The sequence below is a fragment of the Pseudomonas sp. FP1742 genome, assembly GCF_030687145.1.
In the GTDB taxonomy this organism is placed as follows: domain Bacteria; phylum Pseudomonadota; class Gammaproteobacteria; order Pseudomonadales; family Pseudomonadaceae; genus Aquipseudomonas; species Aquipseudomonas frederiksbergensis_D.
The window spans coordinates 3879766-3893992 of sequence record NZ_CP117460.1 but is presented as its reverse complement, the minus strand read 5'-3'; the positions used below and the strand labels follow the sequence as shown (position 1 = coordinate 3893992).

Here is a 14227-nt window from a genome sequence, read left to right as displayed (position 1 = left end):
ACCATGCACCTGCTCAGGACCCAGCCCGGCGGATTCGTGTCGGATGACAACATTGCCGACCTTGGACAAACCCCCGCCGAGCTGGTGATCCTGTGCAGCGGCGATTCCAGCCTGGCGTTGCTCGCCGAAGCGGCGCAGCAGTTGCCCGACGATTACCCGAGCCTGCGCCTGGCCAACCCGATGCAGGTGCAGAATCACGCCTCGGTCGATCTGTATGTCGACGAGGTGCTGCGTCACGCCAAGGTGATTCTGATCTCGCTGCACGGCGGCATCGCCTATTGGCGTTATGGCATCGAGCGTCTGGTGGAATTGTCCCAGCGCGGTGTACAGCTGATTCTGGTACCGGGCGATGATCGCCCGGACCCGGAACTCAGCGACTTGAGTACGGTGCTTCCCGAAGACCGCGACCGGCTCTGGCAGTTTTTGCGCCAGGGCGGCATGGGCAATGCCCTGGATTTTTTCCGCTGTCTGGCCAATCGCTGGCTGGGTCGCGATTACGCCTGGGCCGAGCCACAAACCCTGCCGCGCACCGCGATCTACCACCCGCAAAAAAGCCCCGCGCACCTTCAGGATTGGCAAGCCGATTGGCAAACCGGTCAACCGGTGGCGGCGGTGTTGTTTTACCGCTCGCACTTGCAGGCGGCGAACACCGGTTTCATCGATGTTTTCTGCCAGCGTTTGCAGGCGGCGGGGCTCAACCCGTTGCCGATTGCTGTGGCCAGTCTGAAAGAATCCGGCTGCCTGATGGTGGTCGAGGACTTGCTGGATGAAGTCGAGGCGGGGGTGATTCTCAACACCACCGGTTTCGCCCAGTCCAGCCCCGAAGCGCCGCACCTGCGGCCGTTTCGTCGCAACATCCCGGTGATCCAGGCCATCTGTGCCCAGGACAACGAACCCGGTTGGCTGGCAAGCGAGCAGGGCCTCGGTCCTCGCGATCTGGCGATGCATATCGCTCTGCCGGAACTGGACGGGCGAATCATCAGCCGACCGATCAGTTTCAAGGACCTGGCCTGGCGCAGCGAGCGCAGTCAGTCCGATGTGGTTTGTTATCGACCGCAACCCGAGCGCATGGATTTTGTCGCTGAGCTGGCGCGGCGCTGGATTGATCTGGCGCGAGTGCCCAACGGCGAAAAACGCATCGCCCTGATCCTCGCCAACTACCCGACCCGTGATGGGCGCATCGGCAATGGCGTCGGTCTCGACACCCCGGCCGCCGCGCTGAATATCCTCCGTGCCCTGTACGCCGAAGGTTATCCGCTACCGGCCGAGTTGCCGGACAGTGGCACCGCGCTGATCCAGCAACTGCTCGGTGGCGTCAGCAATGACCTGGACACTCTCGATCAACGCCCGTGTCACCAAAGCCTGGCGCTGGACGATTACTTTTTGATGTTCAACGCGCTGCCCGAAGCCAATCGCGAGGCGGTGCTGCAACGTTGGGGCTCGCCTGAAAACGATCCGATGTTCCGTGGCGGGCGAATGATGATTGCCGGGTTGCGCTTCGGCCTGACCTTCGTCGGCATTCAACCGGCCCGGGGTTATCAGGTTGACCCGAGCGCGGTCTATCACGACCCGGACCTGGTGCCGCCCCACGGTTATCTGGCGTTCTACTTCTGGTTGCGCAACACCTACGGCGCCCACGGCGTGATCCACGTCGGCAAGCACGGCAACCTCGAATGGCTGCCGGGCAAGGGTGTCGGGCTGTCGGAAAACTGCTGGCCGGATGCATTGCTCGGACCGCTGCCGAACATCTATCCGTTCATCGTCAACGACCCGGGCGAGGGCGCCCAGGCCAAGCGCCGTACGCAAGCGGTGATCATCGATCACCTGATGCCACCGCTGACCCGCGCCGAAACCTATGGCCCATTGCGCAACCTGGAGTTGTTGGCCGATGAATATTACGAAGCGCAGTTGCTCGATCCGCGCCGCGCCCGGGAACTGCAGCGCGACATTCTGCAACTGGTGCGCGATACGCACATCGACCGAGAACTGCAACTGGACGAGAAGCTCGACAGCGATGCCGACGCGGCGATCTGGTTGCCGCGTCTGGATACGTACCTGTGCGACTTGAAGGAGTCGCAGATCCGCGATGGCCTGCATGTGTTTGGCGAGTCGCCAGTCGGGCGATTGCGCATCGACACCCTGTTGGCCTTGCTGCGCATTCCCCGTGGTGACGGGCGTGGGGCGCAATCGAGTGTGCTGCGGGCGCTGGCCAAGGCGTTCGAATTGGGCTTCGATCCACTGGATTGCGTGTTGGCTGATCCTTGGAACGGTCCTCGGCCGGATGCCTTGCAGGCGGTCAGTGATGAGCTGTGGCGCACGGCGGGGGATACCCGTGAGCGTCTGGAACTGTTCGCCGCGCAGTTGATCGAGCAAGCCTTGAATACCGATGTCGAGCAACTGAACCATCCTCAAGCCGAGCCTGAACCCTGTGGGAGCGAACCCTTGTGGCGAGGGGGCTTGCCCCCGTTGGGTCGCGAAGCGGCCCCAAAAAATGGGACTGCTGCGCAGTCCAACGGGGGCGAGCCCCCTCGCCACAAAGGCCCGCTCCCACAAAAGGCTGGCTGGTCCGACGTGAGCGCGATCATCGACAGTTTGCGCGAGGTCGTCGCTCCGCGCCTGGACGCCTGCGGCCCGGCGGAAATGCGCGGCCTGCTGGACGCCCTCAGCGGTCGATTCGTCCCGGCCGGGCCGAGCGGCGCACCCAGTCGCGGACGGCTGGACGTGTTGCCCACCGGGCGCAATTTCTATTCCGTGGACGTGCGCAACCTGCCGACCACCACGGCGTGGCGCATCGGCTTTCAATCCGCCAACCTGATTCTTGAGCGGCACTTGCAGGATCACGGCGATCACTTGCGTCAGCTTGGCCTGTCGGTGTGGGGCACCGCGACCATGCGCACCGGTGGCGACGACATTGCCCAGGCGATGGCGCTGATGGGCGTGCGGCCGGTGTGGGCGACGGGCAGTCAGCGGGTCGACGACTTCGAGATTCTGCCGTTGAGCCTGCTGGACCGGCCGCGGGTGGACGTGACCTTGCGCGTCTCCGGATTCTTCCGCGATGCCTTTGCCAACCTGATCCGGCTGTTCGACGCCGCCGTGCAAGCGGTCGCCGCGCTGGATGAGCCGGACGATCTCAACCCGCTGGCCGCCAAGGTTCGCTCCGAGCGAGAAGCGCTGCTGGAGTCCGGTCTCGATGAAGACGCGGCCCGGCGGCAGGCCGGCTGGCGGATCTTCGGGGCCAAGCCGGGTACTTACGGTGCCGGCGTGCAGGGCGCCATCGACGGTCGTTTGTGGCAGAGCCGCGAAGACCTGGCCGAGGTTTACCTGAACTGGGGCGGCTACGCTTACGGCGGCTCCGATGAAGGCAGCGCCGCCCGTGAACAATTCGCCCAGCGTCTGAGCCAGGTGCAGGCAGTGCTGCAAAACCAGGACAACCGCGAGCATGACTTGCTCGATTCCAACGACTATTACCAGTTCCAGGGCGGCATGCTGGCGGCCGTCGAGAGCCTCAGCGGCGCAGCCGCAGCGAGTTACCACGGCGACCACAGTCAGCCGGATTTGCCGAAGATCCGCACCTTGAAGGAAGAGCTGAACCGGGTGATCCGTTCCCGGGCGGCCAATCCGAAATGGATCGACGGGGTCAAGCGTCACGGCTATAAAGGCGCGTTCGAACTGGCGGCGACGGTCGATAACCTGTTTGCGTTCGACGCCACCACGCAGTTGATCGACGATCACCAGTATGCGTTGCTGGCGGATGCCTATCTGCTCGATCCGGCGACCCGGGAGTTTGTCCGCGAACACAATCCCCACGCTTTGCGCGACATGACCGAACGCCTGCTCGAAGCACAGCAGCGGGGAATGTGGCAGGAGCCGGGTGAGTATCGCGAGGCGCTGGAGAATTTGTTGCTGGACATCGAAGAAGACAGCTAGTGCGCTTAAACCTGTGGGAGCGGGCTTGCTCGCGAAAGCCGTGTGTCAGGCGACATAAATCTTGACTGACACTCCCTCTTCGCGAGCAAGCCCGCTCCCACAGGGATGAAGGTGCCTGTGATATTTGCTGAAGAATCACCGACCATGACTGAGATTTGAACATGACCGACATCCCCCATTTCCCACTCTCCGCCGTGGTCGGCGCCGATGACTTGAAGCTCGCGCTGTACCTGACCGCCATCGACCCGAAAATCGGTGGCGTGCTGATCGAAGGCCCGCGCGGCATGGCCAAGTCGACCCTGGCCCGAGGCCTGGCGGACCTGCTGGCCAGTGGTCAATTCGTCACCTTGCCCCTGGGCGCCACCGAAGAACGGCTGGTCGGCACCCTCGATCTCGACGCGGCCTTGAGCGAAGGGCGCGCACAGTTTTCTCCGGGTGTATTGGCCAAGGCCGACGGCGGCGTGCTCTACGTCGATGAAGTGAACTTGCTGCCCGATCACCTCGTGGATCTGCTGCTCGACGTGGCCGCCAGCGGCACCAACCTGATCGAGCGCGACGGGATTTCCCATCGGCATTCGGCGAAGTTTGTGCTGATCGGCACCATGAACCCGGAAGAGGGCGAACTGCGTCCGCAACTGCTCGACCGCTTTGGCCTGAACGTCGCCCTCAGTGGCCATACCGCACCCGCCGAGCGCGGCCAGATCATCCGTCGTCGACTGGATTTCGACAGCGATCCGCAAGGCTTCTGCGCCGAGTGGGAAAGTCAGCAACACGCCCTGCGCGAGCGTTGCCAGAAGGCGCGTGCGGCCCTGGCGAGTATCCCGCTCGACGATGCCGCACTGGCGCAGATCACCGAGCGCTGCTTTGCTGCCGGCGTCGACGGCTTGCGGGCCGACCTGGTCTGGCTGCGTGCGGCGCGGGCACATGCGGCCTGGCGCGGTGCGAACGCCATTGGCGAAGAAGATATCGACGCGGTCGCCGAATTTGCCTTGCGTCATCGTCGTCGCGAGCATTCGACCTCTGCGCCGCAACACTCCCAAGCGCCACAGCAATCCCCCGCGCCAACCCCCAACCCGAACGAAGGTCAGGGCCAGTGGGGCGAAATGCCTGCCCAGGCGCTGCCGGTCGGCGCTCGACGTGAAGTGCCGAGCTGGCCAAAAAAGCCCTAGGCATTCGCCCTCGATCAGACGCGGGGGCGAATGCCAGACCCCGCGCAGGACGGCTGGATCACGGCAAACAGGGCAAGCGCCACGCCGCCCGTAGCGGTTCGGTCAACTGGCCCGGTACCTTGCTCAATGGTCAGCCGCGTCAACGCGATGACCTATTGTTCCATCTGCGTACCCGCACCCCCCACGAGCTGTGGCTGGTGATCGTCGATGCCTCGGCCTCGACCCGGCGCCATCAGGCGTTGAGCGATGCCAAGGGCTTGCTGGCGCAACTGTTCGACGATGCCTATCGCCAGCGTGCACGCCTGGCGTTGTTGACCGCCAGCGGTCACCTGCCGAAGTGGCAGGTGCAAGGCTTGAAAGCCTCTGCGGGCTTGCGCGACTGGCTCGAGGGGCTCGGAGCCGGTGGCGGAACGCCGATGCTGGCGGCGTTGAGTGAAGCGGGGCGCTGGTTGGCGGTACGGCAAAAGCGTTTCCCTGCAGAACAGCAGCGGCTGTTGCTGGTGACGGATGGACGGTTGAAGGAATGGTCGGCGTTGCCGGCGCTGGATTGTCCGGGGTTGTTGATCGACATCGAGCGCGGGCCGATTCGGCTCGGGCGGGCAAAGGTGTTGGCAGCGCAGTTACAGGTTGATTATCGACATATCGATGAGCTGATTTCAGGTTGAGTTGTGTGCTGGCAGTGCTGGCCCCATCGCATCGCTGCCCTATGCTCTGTAAGCAAACCCATCACAGGAGTGACCCATGCGTGTTCTAGCCCGCAACGATCAGGACGATTTCCGCGTCAAAGCCTACGCCGGCACCAACGGTGTGCTGCTGGCCATCGACCTGGCCGAACCCCGCCGCAAAGGCCTGCTGGGGTTCTCCATCGAAAAACAGCAAGGCAGCAAACCCTGGCTGTTTCTGTTCAACAGCCTGACCTTTCCCGGCAAGGAGCATACGTTCCCCCAGTTTCACGCCACCCCCAGCGATGCCGCGCCGTTGCAGAAATTTCGCTGGGCCGATTACGCGGTCAATCCGGGTGTGACGATCCATTATCGGGTTCACCTGGCCTACGGCACCGCCGATGCGCCGCAACTGGGTGAATTTCTGGAAGTGACGGTCACCACGGACAATGGCCTGCCCACGGGCCAGAACGTGATTTTCAATCGGGCAGTGGCTGCCAGTCAGGCGTTTCAGCGCAAGTTCGCCGACCTCGATGCGCTGCTCAGCGTCAACAAGAAAATGCCCATCGAAGAATGGCCGGACGCGCCGCGGCAATGGCTGGAAAACGGTCTGCTCAGCCGCTTGCTGGGGTTCATTGAACGTGCCAGGGACGGCGAGTGGGCGCTGGACATCGCGATCTATGAATATCAGTTGCAAGTGATCGTCGATGCGGTGAACGCCGCCTTCGAGCGCGGCGTAAAGGTTCGGGTCCTGTACCACGGCGAGCCCGGCGAAGACACCACGGCGCTGAACGAAGCCAGCCTGGAAAAAATCCCGGCGGCGAACAAGCGCGGGCGGGTCACCCACAACATCTTTCACAACAAGTTCATGGTCCTGAGCCGGCTCGATGCGGCGGGGCAGCATCAGCCCGAAGCGGTACTCTGCGGCAGCACCAACTTCACCGCCAATGGCGTTTACCGTCAGGCCAACGTCGTGCATGTGCTGGACGACGCCCGGATCGGCGCCAGTTACCTGCAAACCTTCGAGCAGGTCTGGGCCACACCGGCGGACGTCGGCGCCACGCGGGACTGGCTCACGAAACACAATCCGATGCAGCCTGACCAGCCACTGTTCGCCGGCTTTTCACCGCGCTCGGGCGAGGGCGACTTGCATGAGTTCGTCGAGATCATCAACGCCGCCAAAAAAGACCTGCTGTTTGTTACCGCATTCACCTTGCCGGACGTAATACTCAACGCGCTGCTCGGCCAGCCTCACGACGACATCTTGCGTTACGGCCTGCAAAATACGGTCAGCAGCATCACCGGTTTCCACGCCGACCGCACCGCCGAATTTGCCGCCACCGCGCTGCTCAACACCGGCCTGGAGGGTTGGCTCAAGGAAAACATGAAAGGCCAGAAGGGCAACCTGCTGGTGCACACCAAAGCCATCGTCGTCGACTTCACCAGCGATTCACCGACCATCATCAGCGGCAGCCACAATCTCAGTGACGCGGCCAGCAACGGCAATGACGAGAACTACCTGATCATCCGTGGCGACACCGACCTGGCCGATCGTTACGGGCTGGAACTGCTGCGCTTCTACGAACACTACCGGTTCCGCTACTTCGCAAAGAAACTGCAACTCAAGCAGGTGCGGCCGTTGGCTCCGGATGACAGCTGGACTGATGACTATTACCTCCAGGGCGATCTGCGCATGCTGTCGCGGGTGCGCTTCGCCGGCCGATGAGCCGCTGGCGAGGAACGGAACCTGTGGGGGCGGGCTGCTCGCGAAAGCGGTGTGTCAGGCGCCATCGATATTGATTGTGCCGCCATCTTCGCGAGCAAGCCCGCTCCCACATTTAGACCGTGTCTATCCGGACAACTCGGTCAGCTGTGGGAGCGGGCTTGCTCGCGAAGGCGATCGCCCAGACGACTTAAACATTACTCATGAAACGCACATTCAACAGCTCCCGTGCCCGAGGCGCAGTGCATAAAGTGCTGAAGGTTTTCTGCAACCACGGCAAGTCGTGGCGGGGTTTGCGGGCAATCTGTTGTTTGGGCCTTAGCTTGCCGATGTGCTTTTTGAAATTTTCTTCCAGGGATTCTCGAGTGCCAATCCCTTTGAGCTTCTTCAGCAACTTTCCTTCCTTGTAAAACAGCACAGTGGGTATGCCGGTGACATCCGGATGCCTGGGCGATTCGCCGGTGTTGAGCATGTAGATTTGTGCGTGATGCCGATATGGCTCTGCAACCTGACGAAAAATCGGCTCGGCCGTTTTGCAGGCAGGACAGTGTTGGCTGCCGAAATACAGGATCACCGGGCGCCAGGTCTTGAGCGCCTTGCGGTAGGCCGCAGCCATGGTCGGGTGGATGGTCATCGAGCTCATTGAAATCTCCTTTTCAAAGACAATCGAAGGCCTGTTGACGTTAAAGGAGGTGGGCAGGTGGGTCTACTGTCAGAAATTACAGGTGGGGCTCTGCTTCATTTTGAATCGCTACGGCTTCAGATGTGGTGCAAGTACTCGAGCGTTGTGTCCCTCGGTAGCGTTCTCTCATTTGTGCGTTTCGTAACGCCTTCCTCGCGCTAACGCGCATCCAACTGATTCAAAACACTTTTCAATTCCCCCGAGATTCCGCCCATAACCTGTGGCACACTTTCTGCTGTCTATTCCGTTGTTACATACCAAGTTCCGGTATAGCGGAATAAACATCACCCTGGAGTGCTTGCCATGCATCGCCGACCTTCCTTGTTTAAAGCGTGTGTTTTCCTGTTCGCGGCTTCGGCCGCTGCCGTGGGTGTCGCTCAAGCGGCAGACAGCAAGCTCGACAGCGTGCTGGCCCGTGGGAAATTGATCGTGGGCACGGGCAGTACCAATGCCCCGTGGCACTTCCAGGGAGCGGACGGCAAGTTGCAGGGATTTGATATCGATATCGCGCGGATGGTGGCCAAAGGGTTGTTCAACGACCCGAGCAAGGTCGAATTCGTGGTGCAGTCGTCCGATGCGCGGATTCCGAATCTGCTGACCGACAAGGTCGACATGAGTTGCCAGTTCATCACTGTGACTGCCAGCCGCGCCCAACAGGTGGCGTTCACCCTGCCGTACTACCGCGAAGGTGTCGGCTTGTTGCTGCCGGCCAACAGCAAGTACAAGGAAATCGACGATCTGAAAGCTGCCGGCGACGGCGTGACCGTGGCGGTGCTGCAGAACGTGTACGCCGAAGAGCTGGTGCATCAGGCGCTGCCCAAGGCCAAGGTCGATCAGTACGACAGCGTGGATCTGATGTATCAGGCAGTGAACTCCGGCCGGGCCGACGCGGCGGCCACCGATCAGTCGTCGGTGAAATACCTGATGGTGCAGAACCCTGGCCGTTATCGCAGCCCGACCTACGCCTGGAGCCCGCAGACCTACGCCTGTGCGGTCAAACGCGGCGATCAGGACTGGCTGAACTTCGTCAACACCGTGCTGCATGAAGGCATGACCGGCGTTGAGTTCCCGACTTACGCGGCGTCGTTCAAGCAGTGGTTCGGTGTGGACCTGCCTACACCTGCAATCGGTTTCCCAGTCGAATTCAAATGATCCCGTGAGAGCGGGGCGGTGATAAATCGCCCCGCTCAAGGTACTGCTGACCATGAACTATCAGTTGAATTTTGCCGCCGTGTGGCGCGACTTCGACACCTTGCTGGCGGGGCTCGGCCTGGGCCTTGAGCTGGCGCTGGTGTCGATCGCCATCGGCTGCGTGATCGGCCTGCTGATGGCATTTGCTTTGCTGTCGAAGCATCGCGCATTGCGGGTGCTGGCGTCGGTGTATGTGACGGTGATCCGTAATACGCCGATTCTGGTGTTGATTCTGTTGATCTACTTCGCCTTGCCGAGCCTGGGCATTCGCCTGGACAAGATCCCCTCGTTCATCATCACCCTGTCGCTGTATGCCGGGGCGTACCTGACCGAAGTGTTTCGTGGCGGGCTGTTGAGCATTCCCAAGGGGCTACGTGAAGCCGGGTTGGCCATCGGCTTGGGCGAGTGGCAGGTCAAGGCGTACATCACCGTGCCGGTGATGCTGCGCAATGTGCTGCCGGCGCTGTCGAACAACTTCATTTCGCTGTTCAAGGACACCTCGCTGGCGGCGGCGATTGCCGTGCCGGAGCTGACCTATTACGCGCGCAAGATCAATGTCGAGAGCTACCGGGTGATTGAAACCTGGCTGGTGACCACAGCGCTCTATGTTGCGGCCTGTTACCTCATTGCCATGATGCTGCGTTACCTCGAGCAGCGTCTGGCGATTCGCCGATAGGAGGCCCCCATGTACGAATCCCCCAGTTGGTTGCATGAGTTATGGGTGGCCCGGGACGTCCTGTGGCAGGGTTTTCTGACCAGTGTGCAGTGTTCGGCCCTGGCGATTTTGCTGGGCACGCTGGTCGGCATCGTCGCCGGTCTGGTGCTCACCTACGGCACGTTCTGGATGCGCGCGCCGTTCCGGTTTTACGTCGACGTCATTCGCGGCACGCCGGTGTTCGTGCTGGTGCTGGCCTGTTTCTATATGGCGCCGGCATTGGGCTGGCAGATCAGTGCATTTCAGGCCGGTACGTTGGGGCTGACGCTGTTCTGCGGTTCCCATGTCGCCGAGATCGTGCGCGGTGCGTTGCAAGCGCTGCCCAGCGGTCAGATGGAAGCGAGCAAGGCCATCGGCCTGACGTTTTACCAGGCGCTGGGTTATGTGTTGTTGCCCCAGGCGTTGCGGCAGATCTTGCCGACCTGGGTCAACTCATCCACTGAAATCGTCAAGGCGTCGACCTTGTTGTCGGTGATCGGCGTTGCCGAGCTGCTGCTCAGCACTCAACAGATCATCGCCCGGACCTTCATGACCCTGGAGTTTTACCTGTTCGCCGGATTGCTGTTTTTCGTCATCAACTACGCCATCGAATTACTCGGCCGGCACATTGAAAAGCGGGTGGCCTTGCCATGACACAAGCTCAAGTTTCGACCCAGAACCAGGCGCTGCTGGAGATTCGCGGCCTGCACAAACAATACGGCCCGCTCGAAGTGCTCAAGGGTGTCGACCTGACCATGCAGCGCGGCAACGTGGTCACGCTGATCGGCTCCAGCGGCTCGGGCAAGACCACGCTGCTGCGCTGCGTGAACATGCTCGAAGAGTTCCAGGGCGGGCAGATTCTGCTCGACGGTGAATCCATCGGCTATGACGAGATCAACGGCAAGCGCGTGCGCCACCCGGAAAAAGTCATCGCCCGCCATCGCGCCATGACCGGCATGGCCTTCCAGCAATTCAATCTGTTCCCGCACCTCACTGCGTTGCAGAACGTCACCCTCGGTTTGCTCAAGGTAAAAAAGTTGCACAAGGACGAGGCGGTAGCGCTGGCGGAAAAATGGCTGGAGCGGGTTGGCCTGCTGGAGCGCCGCGATCATTACCCCGGTCAGTTGTCCGGCGGTCAGCAACAGCGCGTGGCGATTGCCCGGGCGATTGCGATGAACCCGAGTTTGATGCTGTTCGACGAAGTCACCTCGGCCCTCGACCCGGAGCTGGTGGGCGAAGTGTTGAGCGTGATCAAGGGCCTGGCCGAGGATGGCATGACCATGTTGCTGGTGACCCACGAAATGCGCTTTGCCTTTGAGGTCTCGGACAAGATCGTGTTCATGAATCAGGGGCGGATCGAAGAGCAGGGGCCGCCCAAGGAACTGTTCGAGCGCCCGCAGTCGCCGCGACTGGCGGAATTTCTCAAGAGCACCCGCTTTTAAGCCTTCATTTTTTAATCAGGAGAAACATCCATGAGCATTACTCGTTACGGCACCGGCAGCACCGCCGGTGGCGGCCAGCCCCGTCCTTTTGCCCGCGCCGTCGAAGCCGATGGCTGGCTGCACGTGTCCGGCCAAGTGCCGGCGGTGGATGGTGAAATCATCGTGGGTGGGATTGTCGAGCAGACTCACCAGACCATGAAAAACCTGATCGCGATTCTGGAAGAGGCCGGTTACGGGCTCGAAGACGTGGTGCGCACGGGCGTGTGGCTGGAAGATCCACGGGATTTCTGGAGTTTCAACAAGGTGTTTTCCGAGTACTTCAAAAGCGAACACGCCCCGGCCCGGGCTTGCGTGCAGGCGAGCATGATGGTCGATTGCAAGGTCGAGATTGACTGCATTGCCTACAAGAAGAAGGCCTGAACCGCCATCGCGGGCAAGCCACGCTCCCACAGGGATTGATGGTGTGCCTGCAATCTGTGGCAGCACATGGAGTCTGTGGGAGCGGGCTTGCCCGCGAAGGCGGCCTAACGGTCGCCACCGCACTCTGGGTAAACTCCCGGCACTTTGAATGGGACCACTGAAATGACCGAAGACACCATCAAACGCCGGGCTCGCGGTCTGGACCGGGCGTTCGACATCCTCGACTTCCTCAAGGAAATCGGCCAGCCCCTGCGCCCGAACGAAATCGCCAGCGGCATTGGCAGCCCGAAATCCACGGTCTACGAACTGGTCGCGTCCTTGTTGGAGCGGCGCATCCTCGAGTCCGTGGGCAAGGACGGTCACGTTTACCTGGGCCGTCAACTGTACTTCCTCGGGCAGGCGCATTTGCGCCATTTCGACCTGACCCGCGAGGCCGATCATGCCTTGCAGGAGATCGTCAGCCAGACCCGCGAAACCGCGCAGATGTGCCTGCTCAACGGGCGCAAATACACCGTGGCGTTGATGAAAGAGGGGGAGCGGCATTTTCGCATTTCTTCGGACATCGGCGAGAACGCGCCGATTCCGTGGACCGCTTCCGGGCGTCTGCTGCTGGCGCACCTGAGCGATCAGGAGATCGTCGATTTGATCGACCCCGACGACTTCATTCTGCCCGACGGCGAACGCCTGCCACTGGAGCAGTTTCTTGAGGAAATCCGTCAGGCCGCCATCGACGGATTCTTTTCCTTCGACAGCGTCGCCGACACCTTTACCCATTGCTTCGCCGCCCCGGTCAAAGACCCGAACGGCGTCGCCATCGCAACCCTGTGCATCGTCGCCCCACGGGCCGATGCGAAGAACAATTACAACGACTATCGCCGGGTGCTGATCGACAGCGCCAACAGCCTCGCCCGGCGTATCAACGAATAACAGCGGCTGCCTGCGGCCGCGTGTGTGAGGAGATCGACCATGTCTACTGCCATCAATACCGCCGCCGTGGAAAAGGGCGATGCGCAAACCGGCGCCAACCTGGTGCGAGACGTCAGCCTGCCGGCGCTGGTGCTGCACCGCGACGCGCTGGAACACAACATTCGCTGGATGCAGGACTTTGTCAGCCACAGCGGCGCGGAACTGGCACCCCACGGTAAAACCAGCATGACCCCGGCGCTGTTTCGTCGGCAACTGGACGCCGGTGCCTGGGGCATCACCCTGGCCAGTGCCACGCAAACTCGCGCGGCTTACGCCCATGGTGTGCGGCGGGTGCTGATGGCCAACCAGTTGGTCGGCACGCCGAACATGGCGCTGATCGCCGATCTGCTGGCAGACCCGACCTTCGAGTTCTATTGCATGGTCGATCACCCGGATAACGTCGCCGACCTCGGCGCGTATTTCGCCTCGCGGGGCGTGCGCCTGAACGTGATGATCGAGTACGGCGTGATCGGCGGTCGTTGCGGTTGCCGCACCGAAGCCGAAGTGCTGGCGCTGGCCAAGGCGATCGCGGCTCAACCGGCGTTGGCGCTGACCGGCATCGAGGGCTACGAAGGAGTGATTCACGGTGATCATGCGGTGAGCGGCATCCGCGAGTTCGCCGCCTCCCTGGTGCGTCTGGCGGTGCAGTTACAGGACAGTGGTGCGTTCGCGATTGCCAAGCCGATCATCACCGCGTCGGGTTCGGCCTGGTACGACCTGATCGCCGAGTCGTTTGAGGCGCAGAATGCCGGCGGCCGATTCCTCAGCGTGCTGCGCCCCGGCAGTTACGTGGCCCATGACCATGGCATCTACAAAGAAGCGCAATGCTGCGTGCTCGACCGTCGCAGCGACCTGCACGAAGGTTTGCGCCCGGCGCTGGAGGTCTGGGCGCATGTGCAGTCGTTGCCGGAACCGGGCTTCGCGGTAATCGCCCTGGGCAAGCGCGACGTGGCTTACGACGCCGGCTTGCCGGTGCCGTTGCTGCGTTACAAGGCCGGTGTGATACCGGCGATCGGCGATGATGTGAGTGCCTGCAAGGTGACGGCGGTGATGGACCAGCATGCCTTCATGACGGTGGCGCCGGGGGTTGAATTGCGGGTGGGGGATATCATTTCGTTCGGGACTTCGCACCCGTGTTTGACGTTCGACAAGTGGCGCGTCGGGTGTCTGGTGGATGAGCAACTGAATGTCATCGAAACCATGGAAACCTGTTTTTAAGGTTTAGAACCGAGGCGCGTCCTTCGCGAGCAAGCCCGCTCCCACATTGGATCTTCAGTGTTCACAAGACCCCTGTGGGAGCGGGCTTGCTCGCGAAGACGTCCGCCCAGACACCACCGAAACACCAGAGACC

12 protein-coding genes are annotated in these 14227 nt (G+C 61.7%); 11 read left to right on the top strand and 1 reads right to left on the bottom strand.

The window, feature by feature from the left end; all coding sequences use genetic code 11:
* Positions 1 to 3: 3 nt before the first annotated feature.
* From cobN to PSH64_RS17185, 4 genes are all read left to right on the top strand, one after another.
* A complete protein-coding gene (cobN, locus tag PSH64_RS17200; protein WP_305477920.1) occupies positions 4 to 3927 on the top strand; it encodes a cobaltochelatase subunit CobN in 3924 nt (1307 codons plus the stop codon).
* A gap of 161 nt (positions 3928 to 4088) precedes the next feature.
* Complete coding sequence (locus tag PSH64_RS17195) at positions 4089 to 5096, top strand: ATP-binding protein (protein WP_305477919.1); 1008 nt, start codon at positions 4089 to 4091, stop codon at positions 5094 to 5096.
* Between the two features lie 119 nt (positions 5097 to 5215).
* On the top strand, positions 5216 to 5761 hold the full coding sequence (locus tag PSH64_RS17190; protein ID WP_305477918.1) for a VWA domain-containing protein: 546 nt from the start codon (positions 5216 to 5218) through the stop codon (positions 5759 to 5761).
* A 76-nt stretch (positions 5762 to 5837) separates the two neighbouring features.
* Complete coding sequence (locus tag PSH64_RS17185) at positions 5838 to 7484, top strand: phospholipase D-like domain-containing protein (RefSeq protein WP_305477917.1); 1647 nt, start codon at positions 5838 to 5840, stop codon at positions 7482 to 7484.
* A 187-nt stretch (positions 7485 to 7671) separates the two neighbouring features.
* On the opposite strand, the gene PSH64_RS17180 is transcribed toward PSH64_RS17185, so the two are convergent.
* The gene (locus tag PSH64_RS17180) at positions 7672 to 8124 is read right to left on the bottom strand and encodes a co-chaperone YbbN (protein ID WP_305477916.1); all 453 of its coding nucleotides are present in this window, start codon (positions 8122 to 8124) and stop codon (positions 7672 to 7674) included.
* 342 nt (positions 8125 to 8466) lie between these two features.
* Here PSH64_RS17180 and PSH64_RS17175 point away from each other — a divergent pair, with 342 nt between their 5' ends.
* From PSH64_RS17175 to PSH64_RS17145, 7 genes are all read left to right on the top strand, one after another.
* Positions 8467 to 9315 carry a transporter substrate-binding domain-containing protein gene (locus PSH64_RS17175; RefSeq protein WP_305477915.1) on the top strand — a complete coding sequence of 283 codons (849 nt, stop codon included), beginning with the start codon at positions 8467 to 8469 and terminating at the stop codon, positions 9313 to 9315.
* A 52-nt stretch (positions 9316 to 9367) separates the two neighbouring features.
* Entirely contained in the window at positions 9368 to 10030 is a 663-nt protein-coding gene (locus PSH64_RS17170; RefSeq protein WP_105341167.1) for an amino acid ABC transporter permease, read from the top strand.
* A gap of 9 nt (positions 10031 to 10039) precedes the next feature.
* Positions 10040 to 10702, top strand: a complete 663-nt coding sequence (locus tag PSH64_RS17165) for an amino acid ABC transporter permease (protein ID WP_105341165.1) — start codon at positions 10040 to 10042, stop codon at positions 10700 to 10702.
* Complete coding sequence (locus tag PSH64_RS17160; RefSeq protein WP_105341163.1) at positions 10699 to 11490, top strand: amino acid ABC transporter ATP-binding protein; 792 nt, start codon at positions 10699 to 10701, stop codon at positions 11488 to 11490. Before PSH64_RS17165 ends, PSH64_RS17160 begins: the two co-directional genes overlap by 4 nt.
* 30 nt (positions 11491 to 11520) lie before the next feature.
* Complete coding sequence (locus PSH64_RS17155) at positions 11521 to 11910, top strand: RidA family protein (RefSeq protein ID WP_305477914.1); 390 nt, start codon at positions 11521 to 11523, stop codon at positions 11908 to 11910.
* A 162-nt stretch (positions 11911 to 12072) separates the two neighbouring features.
* Complete coding sequence (locus tag PSH64_RS17150) at positions 12073 to 12837, top strand: IclR family transcriptional regulator (protein WP_305477913.1); 765 nt, start codon at positions 12073 to 12075, stop codon at positions 12835 to 12837.
* A 39-nt stretch (positions 12838 to 12876) separates the two neighbouring features.
* Positions 12877 to 14094, top strand: coding sequence for an amino acid deaminase (locus PSH64_RS17145; protein ID WP_305477912.1), 1218 nt, complete (start codon positions 12877 to 12879; stop codon positions 14092 to 14094).
* Positions 14095 to 14227 lie beyond the last annotated feature (133 nt).

What these genes read in the sequence shown, in the direction of transcription:
- PSH64_RS17160 (WP_105341163.1), top strand. Translation starts at nt 10,699, where the DNA reads ATGACACAAGCTCAAGTTTCGACCCAGAACCAGGCGCTGCTGGAGATT.
- PSH64_RS17175 (WP_305477915.1), top strand. Translation starts at nt 8,467, where the DNA reads ATGCATCGCCGACCTTCCTTGTTTAAAGCGTGTGTTTTCCTGTTCGCG.
- PSH64_RS17150 (WP_305477913.1), top strand. Translation starts at nt 12,073, where the DNA reads ATGACCGAAGACACCATCAAACGCCGGGCTCGCGGTCTGGACCGGGCG.
- PSH64_RS17155 (WP_305477914.1), top strand. Translation starts at nt 11,521, where the DNA reads ATGAGCATTACTCGTTACGGCACCGGCAGCACCGCCGGTGGCGGCCAG.
- cobN (WP_305477920.1), top strand. Translation starts at nt 4, where the DNA reads ATGCACCTGCTCAGGACCCAGCCCGGCGGATTCGTGTCGGATGACAAC.
- PSH64_RS17145 (WP_305477912.1), top strand. Translation starts at nt 12,877, where the DNA reads ATGTCTACTGCCATCAATACCGCCGCCGTGGAAAAGGGCGATGCGCAA.
- PSH64_RS17180 (WP_305477916.1), bottom strand. Translation starts at nt 8,124, where the DNA reads ATGAGCTCGATGACCATCCACCCGACCATGGCTGCGGCCTACCGCAAG.
- PSH64_RS17170 (WP_105341167.1), top strand. Translation starts at nt 9,368, where the DNA reads ATGAACTATCAGTTGAATTTTGCCGCCGTGTGGCGCGACTTCGACACC.
- PSH64_RS17165 (WP_105341165.1), top strand. Translation starts at nt 10,040, where the DNA reads ATGTACGAATCCCCCAGTTGGTTGCATGAGTTATGGGTGGCCCGGGAC.
- PSH64_RS17185 (WP_305477917.1), top strand. Translation starts at nt 5,838, where the DNA reads ATGCGTGTTCTAGCCCGCAACGATCAGGACGATTTCCGCGTCAAAGCC.
- PSH64_RS17195 (WP_305477919.1), top strand. Translation starts at nt 4,089, where the DNA reads ATGACCGACATCCCCCATTTCCCACTCTCCGCCGTGGTCGGCGCCGAT.